Source organism: Bacillus cereus, from assembly GCF_002567495.1.
Classification (GTDB): domain Bacteria; phylum Bacillota; class Bacilli; order Bacillales; family Bacillaceae_G; genus Bacillus_A; species Bacillus_A cereus_AQ.
Genome location: NZ_NVAP01000030.1, coordinates 32,730 through 57,601, shown reverse-complemented (window position 1 = coordinate 57,601; position 24,872 = coordinate 32,730). Strand labels below are relative to the sequence as shown.

Here is a 24,872-nt window from a genome sequence, read left to right as displayed (position 1 = left end):
TGGAATGAGAGATATAAAAAAGTTTTTACAAAAATTACGTCCTGTACAACTCATCGTTTTGTTTTATTTATTAGCAGTAGTTGTATCGGTTATATTACTTAGTTTACCGTTTGTTACGAAGTCTGGTGTGAAATGGACATTTATAGATGCCCTTTTTACATCGGTTAGTGCGGTAAGTGTTACGGGACTGTCTGTTGTTACGATTTCAGATACGTTTACTACGGCAGGAATTATTGTTTTAGCCCTTATTTTACAATTGGGCGGCTTAGGAATTATGGCGCTTGGTACATTTGTTTGGATCATTACGGGGAAAAAGATTGGTTTGCAGAGAAGGCGATTAATTATGGCAGACCATAATCAGGGGAATTTATCGGGTCTTGTAGAATTGATGCGTTCTATTTTAATTGTAATTATTTCGATAGAACTTATTGGAGCAATCTTATTAGGTACAAGATTTTTACTTTATTTTCCGACTTGGCAAGAAGCTTATTTTCACGGTTTCTTTGCAGCTGTTAGTGCGACTACGAACGGCGGATTTGATTTAACAGGGCAATCATTAATTCCGTATAAAAAAGATTATATTGTTCAAATGATTCATATGTTACTAATTATTTTAGGAGCGATTGGTTTCCCTGTGCTAATGGAAGTGAAACAATTCCTTAGTAAAAGGGGACAACAATTATTTCGTTTTTCATTATTTACAAAATTGACGACAACAACATTTTTTGCACTCGTTGCTGTTGGTACAATTATGATTTTTTTACTGGAGAGAAATCATTTTTTAGTGGGGAAGTCATGGCATGAAACGATTTTCTATACATTATTCCAATCTGTGACGACGCGAAGCGGTGGGCTCGCTACAATGGATATACGTGAATTGTCACAACCGACGCTTTTATTTATGAGTATATTAATGTTTATAGGGGCATCTCCAAGTTCGGTTGGGGGCGGAATACGTACGACAACATTTGCTGTTAGTATATTATCATTATACACCTTTGCAAGAGGGGGGAGGACAGTTAGAGTTTTTAAGCGCCAGTTACATGAAGAGGATGTGCTGAAAGCATCTGTCGTTATGACGATGGGGATTTTGTTATGTGCTACAGCGCTATTCATTTTATCTATTACAGAAAATGTACCGCTTATGAGTTTAATTGTTGAAGTTTGTTCTGCTTTCGGAACGACAGGGCTATCAACAGGGGTTACGCCTGATTTAACAACTGTTGGGAAACTTGTACTCATTGTGCTTATGTTTATCGGACGTGTTGGTATTTTAACATTCATTTTAGCTAGTGGTGGAAGGGAACAACCACCTCGCTATAAATACCCGAAAGAGCGGATTATTATTGGATAGTATGAAACCATTCTACCTATGTTAGGTAGAATGGTTTTTTAGTCGTTAATACCAAATTGCGGATGCATAAAAGCTTCATTTTTATTATCCGCTTCGTTTTTTAGCAACTCTTGATTTTCTTCTGAAATCCATCCAATATCATTTGTAGGATGGATCCATTCATCACCAGCCATAATGGCAGGGTCTACCTCATCACTCCAATTGTTAAGCGGACTGTTCTCGGAATTATATTTACTGTCTCCAATTACAACATCATATTGATTCACAAAAGGTTGTTGCATCGTTTTTCCTGTTCCTTTAAAAGATGGAAAATGCATTTGATGCGGGAGCGTTTCGTCTAAAATTGGCGACGGAATCTTATCTTTCTTCTTCAAAATAATCGCTCCTTCTTATAATGATTTCTTCATATGTAGTATTTCCATCGAATCCCTCTTATGTACTTGTTAACACTTGCCAGTAATAATTATTTTAAGTTGTTTCAAACTAGAGTAGAAAGTGATTTCTTGAGAGCAGGTGAATGTATTGGTAAAAAGAAAAGTGAAACAAAATGCGGCAATCAATAATAATAAAACTCCGAAAGAAAGCTTACCAGATGCAGAATTTGCATTAGAGTATGAAGGAGAAAATAGCGCAAAGTATGCAAATCGTAATTCAAAAAAGGGTAAACAAAAATGAGGCGTTTTTTACAAACGCCTCATTTTTTTGTGGGATTATAAAGGTTTTTTTAATTATTTGTAAATTTAGCGTTTTCTATTAGCAGAAAAATGCGAAAAAACATAGAAGTAGCAACGTATTACACAAAAACAAACAACAAACAAAAGATTAATGTTGGTTTAATACTGCTTTTACACTAGTTGTTTATATTTGAGTTGTACATAAGATTTGTAAAAGGAGAGAGAGACAGTGAAAAAAACAATCTTTAAAGCTGTAGCGACTGGAATGGTATTTTCGTTATTAATGGGGTGTGGTGCAAAGAAAGAAGAAAGTGCTGGAGCAAAAGTGAAAGATGATAAATTATCTGGATCATTAACTGTTTACACAGCAATTGAAGAAGAACTTGTACCAATTTATCTTGATTCCTTTAAAAAGAAATATCCAGATGTGAAGTTGAACATTGTACGTGATTCAACAGGAGTTATTACTGCGAAATTGCTAGCAGAAGGGAAAAATACACAAGCAGATGTTGTATGGGGAACTGCTGCATCAAGTCTATTAGCTTTAGAGAAAAAAGATATGTTAAAAGCATACTCTCCAAAAGGAGCGGATCGCGTTCTTCCGCAATTTAAAGATGATAAGCAACCTGAAAAATGGGTAGGAAATACTGCATTTATGACGGGAATTGCTGTAAATAAAGAAGAGTTAAAGAAGAAGAATTTACCGATGCCAGAATCATATGAAGATTTAACAAAACCAGAGTATAAAGGAACGCTTGTTATGCCACATCCAGCATCATCTGGAACAGGATTTTTAACAGTTTCTGCATGGCTACAAATCATGGGCGAAGATAAAGGCTGGGATTACATGAAGAAACTCCATGATAATATGGCAAGTTATACGCATTCAGGATCAAAACCAGCGAAATTAGCAGGAGCAGGTGAATATCCAGTCGGTGTATCAATGGTTTATAGTGCTTTAAAAGAGAAACAAAAAGGTGCACCAGTTGAAGTTGTACTGCCGAAAGAAGGATTAGGTTGGGAAGTAGAAGCAAACGCACTTATTAAGAAAGATAATGCAAAAAATGATAAATTAGCACAAGCATTTTTAGATTGGGCAATTACAGATGATGTAATGAAGTTATACTTCGAGAAAAATGGATTTGCGACAATTAAAAATGATTATAAACTTCCAGAGGGATTCCCGAAAGATGTTACTGAAAAATTATATAAAAAGAATGACTTTAAATGGGCAGCAGAAAATCGCGACAAAATTTTAGAAAAATGGGAAAAAGAGTTTGGTCAAAAAGCAGAACCGAAAAAGTAAGTGAGTGGGAGAGAGAAAAATGAGCGAATATTTATCAATTCAACACATTCAAAAACAGTTTGATGCATTTACAGCGTTAAAAGATATTTCTTTTACTGTGAACAAAAATGAGTTTGTTTGTTTATTAGGCCCGAGTGGCTGTGGGAAAACGACGTTGCTTCGCATTTTAGCGGGACTAGAGGAACCAACGACTGGCAGTATAGCTGTGAATGGAAAAGATATTACAGCATTGCCTCCTGGAAAGAGAAACTTCGGAATGGTTTTTCAATCATATGCTTTATTTCCGAATTTAACAGCACTTGAAAATATTGAATACGGCTTAAAGACAAAAAAATATGGGAAAGCAGAAGTGAAAGAGAAAGCGCTAGATGCGTTAAAACTTGTAGATTTGCTGAATGTAAAAGATAAATATCCTGCTCAAATGTCTGGTGGACAACAGCAGCGAGTGGCACTTGCACGTGCGCTCGCTCTGTCTCCAGATATTTTGTTACTCGATGAGCCGTTATCAGCTTTAGATGCAAAAGTGCGTGAAAAATTACGTAGAGAAATGCGTGATTTGCAAGAGAAAATAGGAGTAACGACGATTATGGTAACGCATGATCAAGAAGAGGCATTAACGATGGCTGATAAAATTGTTGTAATGAATCATGCGGAAATTATGCAGATTGGAACACCGGAGGAGATTTATCAAAGACCAGCCAATCCGTTTGTGGCAGATTTTATTGGTTCTATTAATTTCTTTTCGAAAAATAACGAAGAACATGCAATTCGTCCTGAACATGTAACAATTGTACAAAAGGGCGGTATTAAAACAGTTGTGGAGAGTATGGAGTTTCGCGGATCTGTATACCGGACGGAAGTGCGAGTCGTAGAAGAAAACACACATCTTTATAATGAGAAAATTGTGGTGGATATATTAGCATCAGAAGTAGAAGCAACCGCTATTAGAAAAGGAAAGCCGATTCAAATCTCTTTCTCAGAAAATCATATGTTGTCATATGGAAAGAAGGTCATTGTATAGATGGAGATGCTAGAAAACTATAAGGTAGATAGTACGAAAAAAAAGATTAAGAGAAGTATAGGGAAAGAGGAATGGATCCAAAGGCTCGTAATTATCGGTATGATTCTTTCCTTCCTTATCATACTTGTATTACCTCTATTACAACTATTTACACAAGCTTTTTATGATAAAGATGGAGTTTTCATTGGTTTAGCGAATTTCAGTAAATATTTCACAACGCCAACTTTAGTTCAGTCTTTACAAAATACGATATGGATTTCGGGCGCAACAACAATTATTTCAGTTGCATTCGCATTCGTTTACGCATATGCAATTGCCCGTACGAATGTTTTTGGAAAGCGTGTATTTCAGTATGTAGCGTTATTACCATTGTTCGCACCAACGATGATGCATGGTATAGCACTTACATATTTATTTGGTAATCAAGGGTTAGTAACGAAAGGGATGTTTGGCTTATTTGAAGGGATACAAATCCCTTTATATGGACCAGTAGGAATTGTAATAGCTGAAGTTATGTATACATTTCCGCAAGCATTTCTCATATTGCTAATTGCCTTTCAAGGATCAGATTATCGTTTATATGAAGCTTCTAATATGTTAGGAGCGAGTAAAACAAAGCAATTTTTCACGGTTACTTTACCTAGTGTAAAGTACGGATTAATTAGTGCAATGTTCGTTGTGTTTACACTTAGTTTCACTGATTTTGGGGCACCAAAAATTGTTGGTGGGCAATATAATGTGCTTGCTACTGATGTATACAAACAAGTAATTGGACAGCAAAATATGCCGATGGGTGCAACAGTCGGAATGATTTTATTAATCCCAGCTATATTTGCATTTGCAGTTGATCGTATTACGCAAAGAAAGCAGACGAATTTCTTATCTTCAAAAGCAGTACCATACAGAATAATAGCTAATAAGAAAAGAGATGTAATTTCATTCATATATTGTAGTGTAATTACACTTATGATCATTCTTTTATTTGTTGCGGTTGTTATTGCTGCAAGTGTGAAAGTATGGCCATATAATATGAGCTTCACATTTGAGCATTTTAACTTTTCAAGTTTAACAGGAGATGGACTTGAAGCATTTAAAAATAGCGTAATTGTTTCAGCAGTTACAGCGGTTATTGGGGCGATTTTAACATTTGTATTCGCATATGCAATTGAGAAAATAGACCAGCTACAGTTTTTCAGAAAAACAGGTTACTTTTTCTCTATTGTGCCGTTAGCGATACCAGGTTTAGTACTCGGATTAGGATACGTCTTTTTCTTTAGTCAGCCAACGATTCAAATTCTTGGACTATCAGTAACGAATCCGTTTCATTCTTTATACGGAACAATCGCTGTACTAGTACTCGTAAATATCATTCATTTTTACTCTGTAACATTCGTTACAGCAACGACTGCTTTAAAGAAATTAGACAGAGAGTTTGAGCTTGTTTCGCAGTCGATGGGTATCCCGTTTTATAAAACATTCTTCCGAGTAACAGTACCAATGTGTTTACCAGCAATTTTGGAAATGGTGATGTATTACTTCGTAAATTCGATGGTAACTGTCTCAGCGGTTGTATTCTTATACGCAGCTGATTTTAAACTAGCTGCCGTATCAATCGTAAATATGGATGATGCAGGAAATGTAGCACCAGCAGCTGCAATGAGTGTACTAATTGTTGTTACAAATATTGTAGTGAGAGTTGTATATGAATGGGGAACGAAAGCACTTCGTAACCGAACTTCACAGTGGCAAAAAAGATAAGTAAGAAGGGTGATGGATAGAATGAAAATTGAAGCAGTTATTTTTGATTGGGCAGGTACAACAGTTGATTACGGATGTTTTGCACCACTAGAAGTATTCATGAAGATTTTTCATAAACGCGGTGTTGAAATTACAGTAGAAGAAGCACGTAAGCCAATGGGATTATTAAAAATAGATCATGTAAGGGCACTAACAGAAATGCCTCGTATTGCGGATGAGTGGAAGCGTGTCTTCGGTCAATTCCCAACAGAAGCAGACATTCATGAGATGTATGAAGAGTTTGAAGAAATTCTCTTTTCTATTTTGCCAAGTTATGCTACGCCGATTGATGGGGTAAAAGAAGTAATCGCTTCTTTACGTAAGAGAGACATTAAAATCGGTTCAACAACTGGCTATACGAGAGAAATGATGGATATTGTAGCAAAGGAAGCAGCGTTACAAGGTTATAAACCTGATTTTCTTGTTACGCCAGATGATGTTCCGGCAGGCCGTCCATACCCATGGATGTGCTATAAAAATGCAATAGAACTTGGTGTGTATCCGATGAATCATATGATAAAAGTGGGAGACACGGTGTCAGATATGAAAGAGGGCAGAAATGCTGGGATGTGGACTGTTGGTGTAATTCTCGGTAGTAGTGAGCTCGGCTTATCGGAATGGGAAGCTGAAAATATGGATCCAGTAGAACTTCGTGAAAAAATGGAAGTAGTTCGTAATCGTTTCATTGAAAACGGGGCTCATTTTACGATTGAAACGATGCAAGAACTCGAAAACGTAATGGAACACATCGAGAAACAAGAACTTATTATTTCATAAAAGGGGCACGGGATCATGAATGAAAATCACTACTTATTATTAACACCAGGACCATTAACGACAACAAAATCAGTAAAAGAAGTTATGCTATACGATTGGTGTACGTGGGATGCTGAATATAATACGATGGTGCAAGAAGTAAGAGCTAAACTTGTATCGTTAGCGACGAAGGAAGAAGAGAAATATACAACAGTGTTAATGCAAGGAAGCGGTACGTTTTCAGTTGAAGCAGTAATTGGTTCTGCTATTCCGGCAAATGGAAAGCTTCTCGTTTGTACAAATGGCGCGTATGGTAAGCGAATTGTACAAATGGCAGAGATGTTACAAATTGATGTAGTGGTCAGTCAAACAGAAGAGTGGGAACCTATTAATATTGTAGAAGTAGAAAACTTATTACAAGAAGATAAAGAGATTACTCATATTGCAGTTGTTCATTGTGAAACAACGACAGGTATTATAAATCCAATTGTAGATGTATGTAAATTAGGAAAGCAGTATGGAAAGGTTACAATTGTTGATGCAATGAGTAGTTTCGGCGGGATTGAAATAGACATTGCTGATTTACAAATTGATTTTTTAATTAGTAGTGCGAATAAGTGTATTCAAGGGGTTCCTGGATTCGGATTTGTAATCGCAAAACGTGATGAATTATTGAAGTGTAAAGGGCAAGGTCGCTCTTTATCTCTGGATTTATACGATCAATGGGAAACGATGGAAAAGCAAAATGGGAAATGGCGTTTTACTTCACCTACACATGTTGTACATGCATTTTATCAAGCGCTACTTGAACTAGAAAAAGAGGGCGGAGTAAGAGCGCGTTACAACCGATATTACAACAATCAAAAACTATTAGTGAATAGAATGGAAGAAATCGGATTTAAGCCACTGGTAGATGAGAAATATCAATCTCCTATTATTACCTCTTTCATTTATCCAAAAGAGGGGTTCGAATTTCAACAGTTATATAACGAATTAAAGCGTTATGGATTTGTTATTTACCCAGGTAAAATTTCGAAAGTAGATACGTTCCGAATTGGAAATATCGGTGATGTACATGAGGCAGATATAAATCGTTTAGTTGATAGTATAGCTAAAGGAGTTGTTATTGGGTGAAAGTATTTTGCTTAGGTGGAGCAGGTAAAATTTGTCGTGAAGCCATTTTAGATTTAGTGCAATTTTCATCTTTTGAGACGATTACAGTAGCTGATTGTAATGAGGAAGAGGGCCATAAAGTAGTAGAATGGCTCAACGATCCTCGCGTTGACTTTGTAAAAGTAGATGTAACGAATCACGAGGATACGGTTGCAAAAATGAAAGGTTATGACATTGTAATGGACGGTACGACGATTAAGTTAAATGGATTGTCGACTCGCTGTATTGCAGAAGCAGGATGTCACGGGGTGAACTTAAATGGATTTGGTGAAGAAAATGAATCGCATGCTATATTTGTTCAAAACGAAAAAACATGTTTGCCTGGATTTGGCATGACGCCAGGTGTAACGCAAATGATGGCAATGCATGCAGCAAAGCAGCTGGATACTGTAGAATCCGTCCGCGTAAGTCACGGTTCGTATCGTCCAATTGCTTTTTCTGCATCAATTACAGAGACAACGACATATGAATATGATCCACATTTACCATCGCGTACAGTGTATGAAGATGGTGAATTTAAGCAAGTACTTCCGTTTGCGCGTCCGAGAGAAATAGAATTGCCAGCACCTTATGGTAAGGCAACGCAGTATATCATTCCGCATTCTGAAACGGTCACATTAGCAAAGGCACTAGAACATAAAGGCGTCAAACTGATAGAGACGAGAGGAACTTGGCCAAAGCAAAATATGAAGCTTGTACGTGCTCTATATGATTATGGCATATTGCGCAATGATCAGATTGAAATAAACGGGAAAGAAATCGGCATTATGGATTGTATTTCGCAGTATTTATTGCAATCGCAAGAAGGACAAGAAACAGAGCTTTATGGTTATGCACTTCATGTAGAAGTAATAGGTATGAAAAATAATGAGAAGCAAAGACATGTGTTATATCATACACACCCGTTATCTGACGGATCTGTTGCAGGATGGGGAAAATTAAGAGCATATACGAGAAACGTTGGTATTCCATTTGGAATTGCTACAGAACTAATTGCAAAAGGAAATGTAAATAGAGTTGGGGTCGTTACTCCTGAGGAAGCTTTTGAAAATCCACAACTGATTTTTGATGAGCTAGCAAAGCGTGGTATTCATATTCATGAAGAAGTTTCTACTTACAAAGAAAATTATAATTTTGTATAAGTAAGGAAGTTTATGAGATAGAGATAAATGGGGTGAAGCTATGTCTGTAGTAGGAGAAGAAAGAAAGCGAACCATTCTTGAAAAAGTAGAGTTTAAAGGGAAAGTGAAAGTGTCAGAATTAGCGAGAGAATTTGCTGTATCAACAGAAACAATTCGTCGATATTTAGAAGAATTAGATCGTGAAAAAAAGCTGAAGAAAGTGTATGGTGGAGCTGTTCAACTTCCAGGCGCTGGGGTAGAGGCACCAATGTTAGAAAGAGAAATGCTACATATAGAAGAGAAGAAAAGAATTGGTTATAAAGCAGCGACATTTGTAGAAGATGGTGATGTCATTGCAATTGATGATGGAAGTACACCGCTTCAAATGGTTCCATACCTTGTTCATCGTAAAAACTTAACGATTGTAACAAGTTCATTTCCAGTCGCAACACAATTAATTTCTTCTATTAATAAAAAGATGTTTCACGGTGAAGTTTTATTTATAGGTGGAAAAGTATCTCCAAAGCATTCACGCGTATCAGGATCTATTTCTCAGCAAGTTATCCAACAATTTCATTTTCATAAAGCGTTCGTTTCCATTGATGGATTATTGCCTAGTTTTGGAGTTTCCAGCTTTGAATTAGAGAAAGCGAAATTGTCAGAGGCGATGATGAAATTAGCTGAGAAAACATATATTTTATGTGATCATACAAAGGTAGGCGTGAAAGGAAATTATCGCATAGCAGCATTTTCACGTATTCAACATGTAATTTGTGATAAAAAAATGCCATATAGTTTTGAAGAAGAACTTATGAAGCATAATATTCAGTGGACAGTTTGTTAAATTCAGTGAAAGTACCTAAACTCCCGCCTAATTTTTAGGAGGGAGTTTTATTGTCTGTAAATCGTAAAATAAAAGATTTGCATTTATGCAAAAAGTGGACACATTTTCTCATCTCTTTCATATAATTTACCAATACAAAAAAAGTTGGTCGAAGGAAAGAAGGGAGAACATGTCAGAACGAATATATAATAAACTTGTATTGTACGCGAATATTTTGCAAAAAATTGGTGTAATTAATGAAAAAGAAAAAAGTGAAATTCTTCATACGATAGGTAAAAAAGCCCTTTGAATAAAGGGCTTTTTTATTTGTTACTTTTAAAAAGATAAATTTAATGTAATATTCTCATTGACAATGATAATGATATTCATTATCATTTATTTGTGAGTAATTGATAAGTGTTATCAATTATAAAGATTATATATGATAGGGGATATTATTTTGAAAAAAAATTATATGAAGGCGCTAGTAGTAGCGACAACATTAGCAATTCCATTTGCTGCTTATTCTACTCCAGCATTAGCAGCAATAAAAATTGAAGCAAACCAATCGGTAGCAGCAGTGAGTGATCGCACGTATGATACTGAGATTAAAATATATAAGGATCAAAAAGACGAGCCATCTATGGTTTCTCAATATATAAAAGATCCTAAAGTAACGATTGCAGCTGGGAAAAAAATTGTTACTGTAACAATGCAAGATAGCGATTATTTTCAATATCTTAGAATAGAAGATAGAAACCAGCCGGGTGTATTTCATGATGTGAAAGTTTTGTCAGAAGATAAGAGAAAGAACGGAACGAAAGTAGTCCAATTTGAAATTGGCGAGTTTGAGAAGAAGCACAATATGCAAATGCATATACTTATTCCAGCTATTGGATATGACCACAAATATCAAGTTCAATTTGAAATTAAAGATCCAACTGTAGGTGACAAAGAAACAGAGAAACCAGATGATAACTCTAATTCAGGCAATACAGAAACGGATAATCCAGTTGATAATCAAAATATGATAACAGATAACAAATTAAGAGAACTTGTTAATAAAAAAGTATTCAATAGAAAAGATTTAAATACACCAATTACGAAAGAAGAGTTATTACAAGTAAAGAACTTGTTTTTAAATACGAATGAGATACTTGATTATAGTGCATTAAAATACATGCCAAATTTAAAATCTTTAACAGTTGCGAATGCGAAGATAACAGATCCGTCGTTCTTTGCGAACTTAAAGCAATTAAATCATTTAGCTTTGCGTGGTAATGAATTTTCAGATGTAACGCCACTTGTTAAGATGGATAATTTAGACTCTCTTGATTTAAGTAATAATAAAATTACAAACGTTGCACCACTAACTGAAATGAAAAATGTAAAAACTTTATATCTATCAGGCAACCAAATAGAAGATGTAACAGCATTAGCGAAAATGGAACAACTAGATTACTTGAATTTAGCAAATAATAAAATTAAGAATGTTGCTCCCTTAAGCGCTTTGAAAAATGTAACATACTTAACTTTAGCAGGTAATCAAATTGAAGATATTAAACCATTATATTCATTACCTTTAAAAGATTTAGTATTAACGCGTAATAATGTTAAAGATTTATCGGGTATTGATCAAATGAATCAATTAAATAAATTATTTATCGGGAAAAATCAAATTAAAGATGTGACACCAATTGCTAAAATGACTCATCTTACAGAATTAGATTTACCTAATAATGAATTAAAAGATATTACTCCATTATCAAGTCTAGTAAACTTACAAAAGCTTGATTTAGAAGCGAATTATATTTCAGACTTATCGCCAGTTAGCAATTTGAAAAAATTAGTCTTTCTAAGTTTTGTTGCAAATGAAATTCGTGATGTCCGACCAATTATAGAACTAAGTAAGACGGCTTATATTAATGTCCAAAATCAAAAAGTATTTTTAGAGGAAGCAGAAGTAAATAAAGAAGTAAAAGTACCTATATATGAAAAAGATGGTGAAGTTTCTACGAAAATCCGTCTGAAGAGCGATAATGGTACGTATAGTAATGGTGTAGTGAAATGGAGTACACCAGGTGAGAAAGTATATGAATTTGGTGTGAAAGATCCATTTGCGGATACAGGAATATTCTTTACAGGATCTGTTATTCAAAATGTAGTAGAAAGTAAAGAAGGTAATACATCTAAAGAAGATGAGAAAACAGAAGTGGTAGAATTTAAAGATGTACCAAAGGGACATTGGTCAGAAGAAGCAATTAATTACTTAGCGAAAGAAAAGTTATTTATAGGCTATGGAAATGGTGAATTTGGATTTGGTGATAACATTACTCGTGGACAAGTAGCGCTTCTAATACAAAGGTATTTAAAATTAGAAAATAATCTAGAACCAAAAACGGCATTTACAGATACGAAAGGAAATATGTATGAAACGGCTATTAATTCAGTGGTTCAAGCTGGAATTATGACAGGCTATGGAAATGGTATGTTCCGTCCGGATGGAGTATTAACTCGATATGAAATGTCAGTAGTGCTACAAAGAGTATTTCAGTTAAAGGAAAATGAAAATAGTGCAGAGAACTTTAAAGATATACCAAATGACCATTGGGCGAAAGGATATGTGAAAGCTTTAATAGATAATAAAATATCGAAAGGTGACGGGGAAGGGAATTTTTTGGGAGATAATTTCGTAACACGTGAACAATATGCACAGTTTTTATATAATGCAATAAAGAAATAAAAAATGAGGAAAATACGCTATTCTTTAATTAAAGAATAGCGTATTTTTTATGTGCAAAATGAAATAGGCAATAGATAGGAGTATCGACATATGAATAGCCTATTTTAAAGAAGAACCGCGAAACTATATTGACAAAAAAGCGTTCTCATGTGATAATTCAATTAAATTTTTAGAATAATCAAAAAATATTCCTTTTACATAGAAAGGATTCGAACCTTATATGAATATTATGCCGGGGGTGACGAAATGTTATTTTTTCTGAAGAAATGGAATGAATTAAAAGATGTGAAATCTGAATTGGCACTTCGTGATTGGTTTTATGGGACAAAAATTAGTTTATCACTATGTACGTCAAAAGAGCCGTTAACATTCTTAGTAAACGTTGAAGGAAGAGATAAAGGGCTATTTTCGGAAGAAGATTTTATTGTCGTAAATTGCATGTGCGAGTCAGTATTTGAAAATGAAGAAAAACCAGCTGCAGAGTCATTTATGCATGCGGATATTTATAAAAAAAGTAGTGCAGGATGTATTTTACAAGTGCAGACTGTAGATAGTCATTTAATATCAGAGTTATATGGAGAAGAAGGAGAGGTAACATTCGATAAACGCAGTGTGGAGCGTGTTTTCGGAAAAGAAGGTATAACAGAAATGACAATTCCAATTGTAGAAGATGAAAAAAAATTCGCTGATTTATTAGAAAGCAATGTTCCGAATTTCATTGAAGGTGGAGGAGTAGTTCTTGTTCATAATTACGGCATGATTGTGTGGGGAAAAACGCCAGAAGAAGCGAAAAAATGGCTAGAGGGTATAGAATATTTAATGAACTATCATGTGAAGTTATTAATGATTAAGGGCGCAAGGAGCTCTGTTATATAAAAATATTTGTGATGTGGCTACAAGTTAATAAATTAATGAAAGCGTTTTAAAAAATAATTTCACTCATAAAATATAGGTCTCCTTATTATATATAGATTACATGTTGACATGTAAGGAGGAACATATTTTGCGAGTTAAATATCATTTTCTGCCAAAACAGCAAGTAACATTTTGTAAAATAAATGATTCTGGTGAAGAGGCACTGCAAATGATTAACGAAACGGGATTTCGAGCAATCCCGGTATTAGCAGAAGATGAGAAGAAATTCACAGGGATTATTTATAAAGTAGATTTATTAGAAAAAAAATGTAATAGCGGATTAGAGCATGTAAGTGCAGGAGATATGCTCGACAATTCCAATGCATTTATTTTTGAAAAGGATTCCTTCTTCAGAGCTTTTTATGTGATTCGTCGTCTTCCATTTTTAGCTGTGTTAAATGATTATAATGAATTTGTCGGTATCTTAACGCATTCTAACATATTTGATGTTATTGAAGATTCATTCGGTATGCGGACGGGTGGTTATATATTAACGATTGCAACACAAGATTGTAAGGGAACGATTAAGGAACTTGGGACATTGTTGAAAGCATTTAATATCGGTGGATTATTTACGCTAGATAACGGCGATCAATATATTCGCCGTGTTATCGTAAATATAACAGATGAGTTAAATGAAAAAAGATTAAAGCAATTAATCGAAAAAATAGAGAAAAAAGGATTCAGGGTGAGTCATGTAGATTATATTTAAGTTAAACAGAAAAGTACCTATCTGTTATATATAGATAGGTACTTTTTTGTTGTGAGTAATGAACTTTATTTTGAAACAGGAGGCGGGGATAATGCTAAATCAGATAAAAAAATAAAGTCTGCATGCTCACGAATTTTAGGGATAGAAGTTTCAATAACGCGTGATGTAATTTCACCAGGGGGTCCAACATGCCCGATAGCTACCATAATCGGTTTTTCTTGAATTTTTTTGATGAGTAATTGGGCTTGTTTTGAAATATGCCCTGCTGTATACACATCATCAAAAAATAGTTGGTTTTCAATAATAGGTACTCCTAATTCTTTTCCGATTTTTGGGACGACACTATTAGGATTGGTTTTACTATCTAAGTAAAATAAACCGTGTTTTTTACAAGCTACAAGTATAAGGCGAACAATTCTTTCATTCGCTGTTACTTTTGACCCCATATGATTGTTCATTCCAATTGCATGCGGTACTTCTTGAATCGCTTGTTCAAGTCGGTTGTTTATTTCTTCATCGCTTAAATCAGTTGTAATTGCTTTCGGTCCAAGCCATTCCTTTTTACCTTTAATAGGTTCCATTGGCATATGTATAATAACTTCATGACCTTTCTTATGGGCAGCTATTGCATCTTCTTTTGTGGAAGGAAGAAAAGGCATAACAGCAACAGTGAGTGGAATGGGAAGTGATAACATTTGATTCGTTCCCTTCATATTATTGCCGAAATCATCAATGACAATAGCAACTTTATTCGTATGAGCATTTGCTTGAATAGGAAATAAGAAGGACGGTAAAAACAAAACAATGATGAGCGATGCAATCGTATATTTTCGCATATAAATATTTCCTTTCTATTGTTATCCCGCTACTTGTGGGCAGTAAAACTCCCACCTCAACATTGGGCTGGATAGGTGGGAGGTTCACACTGTCCGTAAACGCCCGATTGGTGAATGCTAATAATCAGTGGGGGCTGAACAAAAAAACACTGATTAAAGTTGCACTTTATCAATCATCATTATGTTTTGCTTTTTTATATAAATTAAACAAAAAATGTCGAAGAAAAGCAGATGAAAAATTAAGAATCCCCGATTTACTTAGTATTTGTAAAAAAAGAAGATGAAAAAAATGTCTATTATTGCGAATGTATTTACAAAGATAGAATAATTTGTAATAATTCTCAAAGTGAGGGTAAAGATTTGTAAATTACAGGGAGAAAATGTTTAATTTTCTGATTCTTCAAATTTGAATATGATTAAGTAGTTAAAAAGTCAATGGAGAAGTGAAGTTGAGAGCATGGAAGTATAATAAGGGGGATATGGATGTTTACTGTAAAAAGGAAGTACACATTAGAAAAGCTTTCACGTGATATTCATATGAAACGTGAAGAAATGATTCAACTAGGATTAACAAGTGGGCTAAATAGTAGGGAGACAATTCAAGTTAGTCAAGAATTGGACAAGCTTATTTTACAATATCAGTGTTATAAAGAAAAACAAACACCGAAATGGTTTTCAATTATAAAAGTACCTATTTTCCAAATCGGGTATGAAGGAAAATCAAATAATTTTTGGCGAATGCTTGTGGCTGGTTTTATGAAATAAGTATAATTACCCTTATAGGATAAGGATAATTATACTATGTGTAACGGAATTTCGATATGAACTGTCGTTCCTTCGTTTTCTGTACTGTCAATAAAAATATGCCCATTATACATCTCTACAATTCGTTTGCATATGACAAGCCCAAGACCTGTTCCAGTATCTTTACTAGTAAAGAACGGATGAAAGAGGTGTTTTTGAATATGTTTTGGAATCCCTTTTCCGGTATCTATAATCTGCAATTGTGCGTGTGTTTCATTGTTTGTTACTACAATGGTTAGTGTATCACTAGAAGTCATAGCCTCAATTGCATTTTTTGTAATGTTTAAAACCACTTGTTTCATATGGTCTTTCGAACAACGGATATGAACAGGATGGTCTGGCAAATGTAAATGGAATACAATGTTATGTAAATTCGCCTCAGATTGAATAATTAATGCTACCTCATTTAGAATTGTTCTTACATCATATGTTTGTTCGATGATGGCGGTTGGCTTTCCGAGAATAAGAAATTCACTTACAATTTCATTGATTCGTTCTATTTCTTGTTCAATTACGGAAAAGTAGAACTGATCTTGCTCATCTTTATATTTCTCTTTTAATAGAGCGACGAGTCCTTTAATTCCAGTAAGAGGATTACGGATTTCGTGTGCTGTACTCGCTGCAAAAGTTCCAACTAATTCAATTTTTTGCAGTTCATTTTGTTGTCTTTCAAGTTTTGTTTGGCGTTTTAACAGCATATATTGAGCAAATAAAAATAAAATAGACAGTAAAAATAAAGTAGCTATACACTCTATTGCAACCCACTGGTCCAAGGTTTTTTGATGAATAGGTAATGGAGAAACAGAGACCTTCCAATTTAATCTTTGGAGTGGGGTAGTAAGCATATTAGAATGTGTATCACTTGTGTCGTTATTATCATCGGTTAGAAAAACTACATCATGTTTATCAGTCACCTCGAAATGGTATTGTGGTTTAATAGCATTTAAAGAAGATGAAATGTAATCAAAGCGTAAACTAGCTAATAATAATCCTGAGAGCTCCTTCTGTTTATTGAATATGGGGGCAGCAATCATAATAGCTTGATGTCCAAGAACGCGATCAGTAATGACTGATGATACAGTTGTTTTTTTAGTTTGTAGTACGTCTTGAATATATTTACGGTCTGAAACATCTATAGGCTTTGATTCATCTTCAGATGCGACTGTAATGACCCCTTCTGGTGTAGCGTAATATAGACCAGAAAAGCGTGCATCGTTACCATCTGTATCATGTACAATTTCTTTAATTCCATTTATGTTCCCGGTCTCGGTTCCTACGACTTTTGCGAGCATTTCTAAGGCTGAAATTGCTTCACCAAGGTGATGATCTAAATAGTCTCTATATAAAAAGAGAACCGTATGAGCGGATATTTTGTTTTCCTGTTTCATTTTATACGTATGATACGAATAAAGTGTAGCACCAATCCCTATCGTTGGCAGGATAACGAGCAATATATATAAAACTATGCTTTGGAATTTGACTTTCAAATGCGGTACTCCTTCTTTTTTTATTATCATTATATATAAACTATGTTAAAATTGTCATGTTTTTATTCAAGAATGATTTTTAATATATTAGGGGAGAGGAAATGGGTGAGTGAATGCTCATTCGGAATTCACATGAAGTATTAAGTGGCATTTTCTTTTTAATGCTGAGAATTTAAGTGAAGGGTTGAAAGTTGTATGACATCAAATAATGAACGAGAAGATATTTCTCAATCTTTAAAAGTATTTATTGCATTATCTCGTGTACATCGTTCTGTTATGGATACTACCAATAAATCTATACAAAGTAACGGGTTAAATCCAACTGAATTTGCTGTATTAGAACTGCTATATCATAAAGGTGGTCAACCACTGCAACAAATTGGTGAGCGAATTTTAATAGCTAGTGGCAGCATTACATATGTTGTAGATAAGCTGGAAAAAAAGGGATTAGTAAAGAGAATCCCATGTCCAAATGACAGACGTGTTATTTTTGCGCAATTAACTGAGTCTGGAGAAAATTTTATTGCTTCTATTTTTCCAGGGCATGAGCAAGTTATACATCAGTCTTTTGAAATGCTAACGAAAGATGAAAAGGATGAATTACTTGATCTATTAAAAAAGATTGGAAAGTATGAAAAATAATAATATGTTCCAAAGGGGCTTTGGGTAAAGAAATCCAAAGCTTTTTCATTTGAAATGATATCAAAGTGGGAACTGCCGAATTTTGTTGAAAATTAAGAGGGAATTCGGGAATACATATTGAATTATAGTAAAGGTACATACAATGGAGAGGAGGCTCGTTCATGTCATTTAAAGACTATGAATATAAACGCCCAAATATTGAAGAGTTAAAAGAGAAGTTTACTGTTGCTTTAGAGAAGTTTGATAACGCAAAAACTGTAGAAGAACAAAAACAAGTCATTCATTCAATTAATGAAATTCGCAACGATTTTGGCACAATGGGAAACCTTTGTTACATTCGCCATTCTGTTGATACGACAGATGCTTTTTATAAGGAGGAGCAGGATTTCTTTGATGAATTCTCTCCCGTTGTACAAGGATATGGTACAAAATATTATAAGGCACTCATTAATTCTCCATTCCGTGAAGAATTAGAGGCGTATTATGGTAAGCAATTATTTGCTCTAGCGGAATGTGATTTAAAAACATATTCAGATGAAGTTGTGAAAGATTTACAATTAGAAAATAAATTATCATCGCAATATACGCAGTTATTAGCATCTGCAAAAATTGACTTTGCAGGAGAAGAACGCACGTTATCACAATTGATTCCATTTATGCAAGGAAAAGAAAGAAGCGAACGTAAAGCAGCAAGCGAAGCATACTACGGATTTTTAGCTGGAAATGAAGAAGAACTAGATCGTATTTATGATGAGCTTGTTAAAGTGAGAACGAAAATTGCTACGTCTTTAGGGTTCAAAAACTTTGTTGAACTTGGTTATGCAAGAATGTATCGTACAGATTATAATGCGGAGATGGTCGCTAATTATCGTCAGCAAGTACTTGATTATATCGTTCCAGTTACAACGGAATTAAGAAAGAGACAAGAAGCGCGTATCGGTGTAGAGAAATTAGCATATTACGACGAAAACTTTGAGTTTGCTACAGGTAATCCGACTCCAAAAGGAGATGCGGATTGGATTGTTAATCATGGAAAAACGATGTATAAAGAGTTATCGGCTGAAACAGATGAATTTTTCAATTTCATGCTGGATAATGATTTATTAGATTTAGTTGCGAAAAAAGGAAAAGCTGGTGGCGGATATTGTACATATATTGAGAATTATAAAGCGCCATTTATTTTCTCAAACTTCAATGGAACATCTGGTGACATTGATGTATTAACACATGAAGCAGGTCATGCTTTCCAAGTGTATGAAAGTCGTAAATTTGAAATTCCAGAATATAATTGGCCAACATATGAAGCGTGTGAAATCCACTCTATGAGTATGGAATTCTTTACATGGCCATGGATGAAGCTATTCTTTGAAGAAGATGCAGATAAATATTACTTCTCTCACTTAAGTTCAGCACTTCTGTTTTTACCTTATGGCGTATCAGTTGATGAATATCAACATTATGTATATGAAAATCCTGAAGCATCACCGGAAGAGCGTAAGACAGCATGGCGTAACATAGAGAAGAAATATTTACCGCATCGTGATTATGAGGATAATGATTATTTAGAGCGCGGTGGTTTCTGGCAACGTCAAGGTCATATTTATAGCTCACCTTTCTATTATATTGATTACACGCTTGCTCAAATTTGTGCATTACAATTTTGGAAACGTGCAAGAGATAATAGACAAGAGGCGTGGGAAGATTATGTGAATCTGTGCCAACAAGGTGGAAGTAAGTCGTTCTTAGAATTAGTAGAAGTAGCAAATTTAACATCACCATTTGCTGAAGGTTGTGTGAAAAGTGTTATTACAGAAATTGAAGCATGGTTACATGCGATTGACGACACAAAATTGTAAAAAACATGCGCTTTTTTTCACATGTTTAACATCGACATAATGGGAAAATGATGAGATAATAAAAGAAAATTCAGAATACTAAAGAGGTGTTTCTAATAAGGAGCACCTCTTTTCACCAACAAAAAGGGGGGAAAGAAGTATGCTTCAATCTAATATGGATGTGAGTTTAGAAAGTTTAGTGAACTCATTACAGTCTACACGAAGCACGCTATTATCAGAAATTGAAATGTTAAATGATACAGAAGTGAATGTAAAGCCACGCCGTGATAAATGGAGTATTATTCAAATCTTGCATCACTTGCATTTAGTTGAACAATCTGTCACATCTGCCCTTGTATATGCTTTACAAAAAAAAGAAAGAAACACGACTCCATTTAAAGACCTCCAACTTACTCTTGATCGTACACATAAACGAGAAGCTCCTCAGCAAATGAAACCAACAGAAACGTTAATGAAGAAACAACAAGGAATTCAATTACTAGAACATTCAAGAGAAGAACTATTACACGCGCTTCATAGTGTTATAGATGAAAATGACCTATTTGAAAATGGACTAAAGCATCCCATTTTTAATGATCTGAATTTGTATCAGTGGGTTCAATTTCTTGATTTGCATGAACAAAGACATCTTACGCAGTTAAAAGAGGCGAAACATGCAATTTTACAGCGATAAAGTGGAAGAAGTGGGAAACCACTTCTTTTTTGATACGTGCATAGTTTTCTTTCATACTTTGGAATACTACATGGAGAAAGAAAAGAAGGAGTTGAAAAAGTATGTCTAAGAAGAAGCGAGAAGAAGAGCGCTCCTGGAAAGCGCGTAAAGAAAATCAACAACCACACGGAAAAGTGAAAGCCTTTGCTGAATTAGTTGAAGGAACAGAAAAAACGTGATGATTATTTCATCACGTTTTTTTGTATAAGTGGAAAAGTTAATAAAAAGGTTGTACCTGTTCCTTTTTCACTTATAATATCGATTTTTCCATTCATAGCTTGCACAACACTGAATACGACCATCATTCCAAGACCAGTCCCTTTTTCTTTCGTTGAATAGAAAGGTGAGCCGAGACGTTTCACTTGTTCTGGATCCATACCGACTCCTGTATCTTTTATGTATAACTGAATATGCTTATGATCAGGAATTAATGTGAAATAAAGATCACCACCTGTAGGCATAGCCTCAATGCAATTTTTTAAAATGTTTAATAAGCATTGATTTAGTTTTTGTTTTTCTCCAGCGATAAAGAAAGAAGTACTTTGCTTTATATAATGTGTGCGGACATTTGTTAAATTGGCAAGCGGTGTAATTAAAGATAATGCATGTAGTAATTCTTCTTCTAATTGTAATGTTTGTTCTTTTTCAATACTTGGTTTGGCAAAGGTTAAATAATCTGTAAGAACATGATTTGCTTGTTCGATTCCGTTGATGGCAATGTCGATATATAATTTTCGCTCCTGCTCAGTGCATGTATCTGATTGTAATAGTTGTAAAAACCCTTTCGTTGAAGTTAATGGATTGCGAATTTCATGAGAGATAGACGCTGCCATTTCACCAATTAAATGAAATTTTTCAGCATTTATAAGTTCGTTTTGGAGACGAACTTGAGTTTGTAATATGTGTAGTAAATATAAAATTAGGATCGTACCAAGCATTGAACATAACTCATACACAATAATTTGCGGTATATAATCAGCTTTATTTGTAACCTTTGAAAGGAAGAAGGGTATCCAACTAAATCCGTACGTGAGACTGTAGATAATAGCAAGTGTTATTTTTATACGATTAGAAGTTCGATTGAAAAATTTATATGTTAATAGTAGAACAATAAATAGAAGAATAGAACCGATAAGGGATGGGAAAACACCTACCCCTCCTAATAATACGCGATATATGTTTAATACAACTAAGATAGAACCACCAGCAATAGGTCCTCCCGTTAATGTACCAACAATTAATACAATATGGCGCATATCAAATTGAAAACCATTATTTGTTTTTGCTGCAAATGTAATACAAAGTATGGTAGCGAGGCAACACAATACAATAAATATAGCTGAATTTAATTTAGGAGAGCGTTTCCCTTTTTGATTCCAAAATAAATGATATACGAGCATTGTAATAAGGATGAATAATATATTTAAAAAGAGATAAATAATAAAGGGTTTCAGTGGGATGCCTCCTCTCTTCTTATATTAAATTAATCATACTATAAAATGAAAGAAATGAAATAATAAATAGCGGAAAAATCAGAAATTTTTACGGCAGTATACAATATGTTACAATAAGCTGTGTCAATGAAAGAAGAAATTCCGTGTACCGCGCGGGAGAGGTTCGCGAACTCCCTCTATAAAAAACTATGGAAACAACAATATCCTTAGGTATTGTTTTGTTTTTTTATTGTGACAGTTCAAGAACGTTCTTTCTTCTTATTTATAGTAGAGAAGGAGAATGAGTGAAATGAAAAAAGAAAAAGCAGTTGTTGTTTTTAGTGGAGGACAAGATAGTACAACATGTTTATTTTGGGCAATAGAGCAGTTTGCAGAGGTAGAAGCTGTAACGTTTAATTACAATCAACGTCATAAGCTAGAAATTGATTGTGCAGCGGAAATTGCGAAAGAGCTAGGAATAAAGCATACGGTACTAGATATGAGTCTATTAAATCAACTTGCTCCAAATGCGTTAACGAGAACGGATATGGAGATTACACATGAAGAAGGTGAATTGCCATCGACATTTGTAGATGGACGAAATCTACTCTTCTTATCATTTGCTGCTGTATTAGCAAAACAAGTTGGAGCACGTCATATTGTAACGGGTGTATGTGAAACTGATTTCAGTGGTTATCCAGACTGTCGTGACGTGTTTGTGAAATCGTTAAACGTTACTTTAAATTTATCCATGGATTACCCGTTTGTCATTCACACGCCACTTATGTGGATTGATAAAGCTGAAACATGGAAATTATCAGATGAACTTGGAGCATTTGAGTTTGTTAGAGAAAAAACATTAACATGTTATAACGGAATCATAGGTGATGGTTGCGGTGAATGTCCAGCGTGCCAACTTCGTAAAGCAGGATTAGATACGTACCTACAAGAACGCGAAGGAGCGAACAACTAATGGACAATTTCTTTGGATTTCGCATCGTAGAAAATTTGCAAAAAATGGACAAGGATATTCAGCGTAAACAGCTCAAATACCATAATAAAAGAGTAATGGTCAGCAAGGAATTTACATTTGATGCAGCACACCATTTACATTGTTATGAAGGGAAATGTAAAAACTTACATGGTCACACATATAAAGTTGTATTTGGAATTAGTGGATATGTAAATGAAATAGGACTTGCAATTGACTTTGGTGATATAAAAGAGATTTGGAAAAACGAAATCGAAATTTATTTAGATCATCGTTATTTAAACGAAACGTTACCTGCAATGAATACGACTGCTGAAAATATGGTCGTTTGGATTTATGAAAAGATGGCAGAAGCACTAACAAAAGAGAATCGAGTGAACGAATATAAAGGAGCTCGCGTTGAATTTGTTCGTCTATTTGAGACGCCGACTAGTTATGCGGAAGTAAGACGGGAGTGGATGCTCGATGAGTAAAATCCCTGTCTTAGAAATATTTGGTCCGACTATTCAAGGTGAAGGAATGGTTGTAGGTCAAAAGACAATGTTTATCCGTACGGCTGGTTGTGATTATAGCTGCGCTTGGTGTGATTCTGCTTTTACATGGGATGGATCAGCTAAAGATCAAATTAGACAAATGACGCCAGAGGACGTTTGGAATGAACTTGTAGAAATTGGTGGAGAAAACTTTTCTCATGTTACGATTTCAGGTGGGAATCCAGTATTGCTAAAGAATATTGAGTTTCTTCTTTCTATATTAAAAGAGAATGAAATGCGAACAGCAATCGAAACACAAGGGAGCAAGTGGCAAGATTGGTTGCTTCAAATTGATGAAATTACGATTTCGCCAAAGCCACCAAGTTCGACGATGAAAACGGATTTTCAGAAGTTAGATGCTGTGATTCAGAAACTAGCAGGAAAAGATATTAGTTTAAAAGTAGTAGTATTCGATGATCATGATTTTGAATACGCAGTGAAAATGCACGAACGTTATCCAGATGTACCATTTTTCTTACAAGTAGGAAACGATGATACGAAGACGGTGGATGATTCAATGCTTATTAAAAAGTTATTAGATAAGTATGAGTGGCTTATTGAAAAAGCTGTGAACTGTAAAGAGATGAATGATGCAAAAGTATTGCCACAGCTTCATGCGTTAGTATGGGGAAATAAACGCGGCGTATAATGAGAAGGGATGTTTAAAGATGGCAGGAAGATTAGATGAAGATTTAAAAGATGTAACCTTACTAGGAAATCAAAATACAAAATATTTATTTGAATATAGTCCAGAAATTTTAGAGGTATTCGATAATAATCATCCAAATCGTGATTATTTCGTGAAATTTAATTGTCCTGAGTTTACAAGTTTATGTCCGAAAACAGGGCAACCAGACTTTGCAACAATTTATATTAGCTACATTCCAGAGCAGAGAATGGTAGAGAGTAAATCTTTAAAGTTGTATTTATTTAGTTTCCGCAATCATGGTGATTTCCACGAAGATTGTATGAATGTTATTATGAATGATTTAATTAAATTAATGGACCCACGTTACATTGAGGTATGGGGGAAATTTACACCACGTGGTGGTATTTCAATTGATCCATATTGCAACTACGGTCGCCCAGGGACGAAGTATGAACAAATGGCCGACTACCGCATGATGAACCACGATCTATATCCGGAAACAATTGATAATCGTTAATAGAAAGAAAGGGCCTG

At 34.7% G+C, this 24,872-nt stretch carries 25 protein-coding genes and 1 riboswitch; of the genes, 21 read left to right on the top strand and 4 right to left on the bottom strand.

Annotated elements, in window-relative coordinates:
• Nucleotides 1-4 precede the first annotated feature (4 nt).
• Nucleotides 5-1,354, top strand: coding sequence for a TrkH family potassium uptake protein (locus COK05_RS14535; protein ID WP_098613134.1), 1,350 nt, complete (start codon nucleotides 5-7; stop codon nucleotides 1,352-1,354).
• A gap of 38 nt (nucleotides 1,355-1,392) precedes the next feature.
• Here the strand turns inward: COK05_RS14535 and COK05_RS14530 are convergent, their stop codons facing one another.
• Entirely contained in the window at nucleotides 1,393-1,728 is a 336-nt protein-coding gene (locus COK05_RS14530; RefSeq protein WP_141539103.1) for a DUF3905 domain-containing protein, read from the bottom strand.
• Nucleotides 1,729-1,876: 148 nt separating this feature from the next.
• Here COK05_RS14530 and COK05_RS31350 point away from each other — a divergent pair, with 148 nt between their 5' ends.
• The 11 genes from COK05_RS31350 (at nucleotide 1,877) to cbpA (ending at nucleotide 14,395) form a co-directional block, all read left to right on the top strand.
• Nucleotides 1,877-2,029 carry a hypothetical protein gene (locus COK05_RS31350; protein ID WP_000240799.1) on the top strand — a complete coding sequence of 51 codons (153 nt, stop codon included), beginning with the start codon at nucleotides 1,877-1,879 and terminating at the stop codon, nucleotides 2,027-2,029.
• Nucleotides 2,030-2,257: 228 nt separating this feature from the next.
• Nucleotides 2,258-3,334 (top strand): putative 2-aminoethylphosphonate ABC transporter substrate-binding protein, encoded by a 1,077-nt coding sequence (locus COK05_RS14515; RefSeq protein ID WP_098613132.1) that lies wholly within the window; start codon nucleotides 2,258-2,260, stop codon nucleotides 3,332-3,334.
• Between the two features lie 19 nt (nucleotides 3,335-3,353).
• Nucleotides 3,354-4,355, top strand: a complete 1,002-nt coding sequence (locus tag COK05_RS14510; RefSeq protein ID WP_098613131.1) for a putative 2-aminoethylphosphonate ABC transporter ATP-binding protein — start codon at nucleotides 3,354-3,356, stop codon at nucleotides 4,353-4,355.
• Complete coding sequence (locus COK05_RS14505) at nucleotides 4,356-6,113, top strand: putative 2-aminoethylphosphonate ABC transporter permease subunit (RefSeq protein WP_141539102.1); 1,758 nt, start codon at nucleotides 4,356-4,358, stop codon at nucleotides 6,111-6,113. It abuts the gene before it with no gap.
• Nucleotides 6,114-6,134: 21 nt separating this feature from the next.
• Nucleotides 6,135-6,929, top strand: a complete 795-nt coding sequence (gene phnX, locus COK05_RS14500; protein ID WP_098613130.1) for a phosphonoacetaldehyde hydrolase — start codon at nucleotides 6,135-6,137, stop codon at nucleotides 6,927-6,929.
• A 15-nt stretch (nucleotides 6,930-6,944) separates the two neighbouring features.
• The gene (gene phnW / locus COK05_RS14495; protein WP_098613129.1) at nucleotides 6,945-8,042 is read left to right on the top strand and encodes a 2-aminoethylphosphonate--pyruvate transaminase; all 1,098 of its coding nucleotides are present in this window, start codon (nucleotides 6,945-6,947) and stop codon (nucleotides 8,040-8,042) included.
• A complete protein-coding gene (locus COK05_RS14490) occupies nucleotides 8,039-9,223 on the top strand; it encodes a saccharopine dehydrogenase family protein (RefSeq protein WP_098613128.1) in 1,185 nt (394 codons plus the stop codon). Before phnW ends, COK05_RS14490 begins: the two co-directional genes overlap by 4 nt.
• A 40-nt stretch (nucleotides 9,224-9,263) precedes the next feature.
• Nucleotides 9,264-10,046 (top strand): DeoR/GlpR family DNA-binding transcription regulator, encoded by a 783-nt coding sequence (locus tag COK05_RS14485; RefSeq protein ID WP_000117666.1) that lies wholly within the window; start codon nucleotides 9,264-9,266, stop codon nucleotides 10,044-10,046.
• Between the two features lie 439 nt (nucleotides 10,047-10,485).
• Nucleotides 10,486-12,768, top strand: a complete 2,283-nt coding sequence (locus COK05_RS14475; RefSeq protein ID WP_141539101.1) for an NEAT domain-containing leucine-rich repeat protein — start codon at nucleotides 10,486-10,488, stop codon at nucleotides 12,766-12,768.
• Between the two features lie 246 nt (nucleotides 12,769-13,014).
• Complete coding sequence (locus tag COK05_RS14470) at nucleotides 13,015-13,644, top strand: class II aldolase/adducin family protein (protein WP_000896006.1); 630 nt, start codon at nucleotides 13,015-13,017, stop codon at nucleotides 13,642-13,644.
• 127 nt (nucleotides 13,645-13,771) lie between these two features.
• The gene (gene cbpA / locus COK05_RS14465; protein ID WP_098613126.1) at nucleotides 13,772-14,395 is read left to right on the top strand and encodes a cyclic di-AMP binding protein CbpA; all 624 of its coding nucleotides are present in this window, start codon (nucleotides 13,772-13,774) and stop codon (nucleotides 14,393-14,395) included.
• 65 nt (nucleotides 14,396-14,460) lie between these two features.
• Here the strand turns inward: cbpA and COK05_RS14460 are convergent, their stop codons facing one another.
• Nucleotides 14,461-15,231, bottom strand: a complete 771-nt coding sequence (locus COK05_RS14460) for a divergent polysaccharide deacetylase family protein (RefSeq protein WP_098613125.1) — start codon at nucleotides 15,229-15,231, stop codon at nucleotides 14,461-14,463.
• A gap of 483 nt (nucleotides 15,232-15,714) precedes the next feature.
• Here COK05_RS14460 and COK05_RS14455 point away from each other — a divergent pair, with 483 nt between their 5' ends.
• The gene (locus tag COK05_RS14455) at nucleotides 15,715-15,996 is read left to right on the top strand and encodes an aspartyl-phosphate phosphatase Spo0E family protein (RefSeq protein WP_098613124.1); all 282 of its coding nucleotides are present in this window, start codon (nucleotides 15,715-15,717) and stop codon (nucleotides 15,994-15,996) included.
• 29 nt (nucleotides 15,997-16,025) lie between these two features.
• On the opposite strand, the gene COK05_RS14450 is transcribed toward COK05_RS14455, so the two are convergent.
• Nucleotides 16,026-17,522 carry a DUF3149 domain-containing protein gene (locus COK05_RS14450; RefSeq protein WP_098613123.1) on the bottom strand — a complete coding sequence of 499 codons (1,497 nt, stop codon included), beginning with the start codon at nucleotides 17,520-17,522 and terminating at the stop codon, nucleotides 16,026-16,028.
• A 195-nt stretch (nucleotides 17,523-17,717) separates the two neighbouring features.
• Here COK05_RS14450 and COK05_RS14445 point away from each other — a divergent pair, with 195 nt between their 5' ends.
• The 4 genes from COK05_RS14445 to COK05_RS31730 all read left to right on the top strand — a co-directional run bounded on the left by COK05_RS14445 (nucleotide 17,718) and on the right by COK05_RS31730 (nucleotide 20,911).
• Nucleotides 17,718-18,164, top strand: coding sequence for a MarR family winged helix-turn-helix transcriptional regulator (locus tag COK05_RS14445; protein ID WP_098613122.1), 447 nt, complete (start codon nucleotides 17,718-17,720; stop codon nucleotides 18,162-18,164).
• 161 nt (nucleotides 18,165-18,325) lie between these two features.
• Nucleotides 18,326-20,020 carry a M3 family oligoendopeptidase gene (locus tag COK05_RS14440; RefSeq protein WP_098613121.1) on the top strand — a complete coding sequence of 565 codons (1,695 nt, stop codon included), beginning with the start codon at nucleotides 18,326-18,328 and terminating at the stop codon, nucleotides 20,018-20,020.
• A gap of 139 nt (nucleotides 20,021-20,159) precedes the next feature.
• The gene (locus tag COK05_RS14435; protein ID WP_098613120.1) at nucleotides 20,160-20,693 is read left to right on the top strand and encodes a DinB family protein; all 534 of its coding nucleotides are present in this window, start codon (nucleotides 20,160-20,162) and stop codon (nucleotides 20,691-20,693) included.
• A gap of 101 nt (nucleotides 20,694-20,794) precedes the next feature.
• A complete protein-coding gene (locus COK05_RS31730) occupies nucleotides 20,795-20,911 on the top strand; it encodes a DUF6254 family protein (RefSeq protein ID WP_098613119.1) in 117 nt (38 codons plus the stop codon).
• A gap of 3 nt (nucleotides 20,912-20,914) precedes the next feature.
• Here COK05_RS31730 and kinB read toward each other — a convergent pair whose 3' ends face one another.
• Complete coding sequence (gene kinB, locus COK05_RS14425; protein ID WP_098613118.1) at nucleotides 20,915-22,132, bottom strand: sporulation sensor histidine kinase KinB; 1,218 nt, start codon at nucleotides 22,130-22,132, stop codon at nucleotides 20,915-20,917.
• A gap of 206 nt (nucleotides 22,133-22,338) precedes the next feature.
• A riboswitch (PreQ1 riboswitch) is annotated at nucleotides 22,339-22,382 on the top strand.
• 93 nt (nucleotides 22,383-22,475) lie between these two features.
• On the opposite strand from kinB, the gene queC reads away from it, so the two are divergent.
• The 4 genes from queC to queF are packed head-to-tail and all read left to right on the top strand — an operon-like array spanning nucleotide 22,476 to nucleotide 24,855.
• Complete coding sequence (gene queC, locus COK05_RS14420; protein WP_000711595.1) at nucleotides 22,476-23,138, top strand: 7-cyano-7-deazaguanine synthase QueC; 663 nt, start codon at nucleotides 22,476-22,478, stop codon at nucleotides 23,136-23,138.
• The gene (gene queD, locus COK05_RS14415; RefSeq protein WP_000368414.1) at nucleotides 23,138-23,629 is read left to right on the top strand and encodes a 6-carboxytetrahydropterin synthase QueD; all 492 of its coding nucleotides are present in this window, start codon (nucleotides 23,138-23,140) and stop codon (nucleotides 23,627-23,629) included. Before queC ends, queD begins: the two co-directional genes overlap by 1 nt.
• Nucleotides 23,622-24,338: a 7-carboxy-7-deazaguanine synthase QueE gene (gene queE, locus COK05_RS14410; RefSeq protein ID WP_098613117.1), complete on the top strand. Its 717-nt coding sequence runs from the start codon at nucleotides 23,622-23,624 to the stop codon at nucleotides 24,336-24,338. Before queD ends, queE begins: the two co-directional genes overlap by 8 nt.
• A 19-nt stretch (nucleotides 24,339-24,357) precedes the next feature.
• Nucleotides 24,358-24,855: a preQ(1) synthase gene (gene queF, locus COK05_RS14405; RefSeq protein WP_000918895.1), complete on the top strand. Its 498-nt coding sequence runs from the start codon at nucleotides 24,358-24,360 to the stop codon at nucleotides 24,853-24,855.
• Nucleotides 24,856-24,872: the final 17 nt, after the last annotated feature.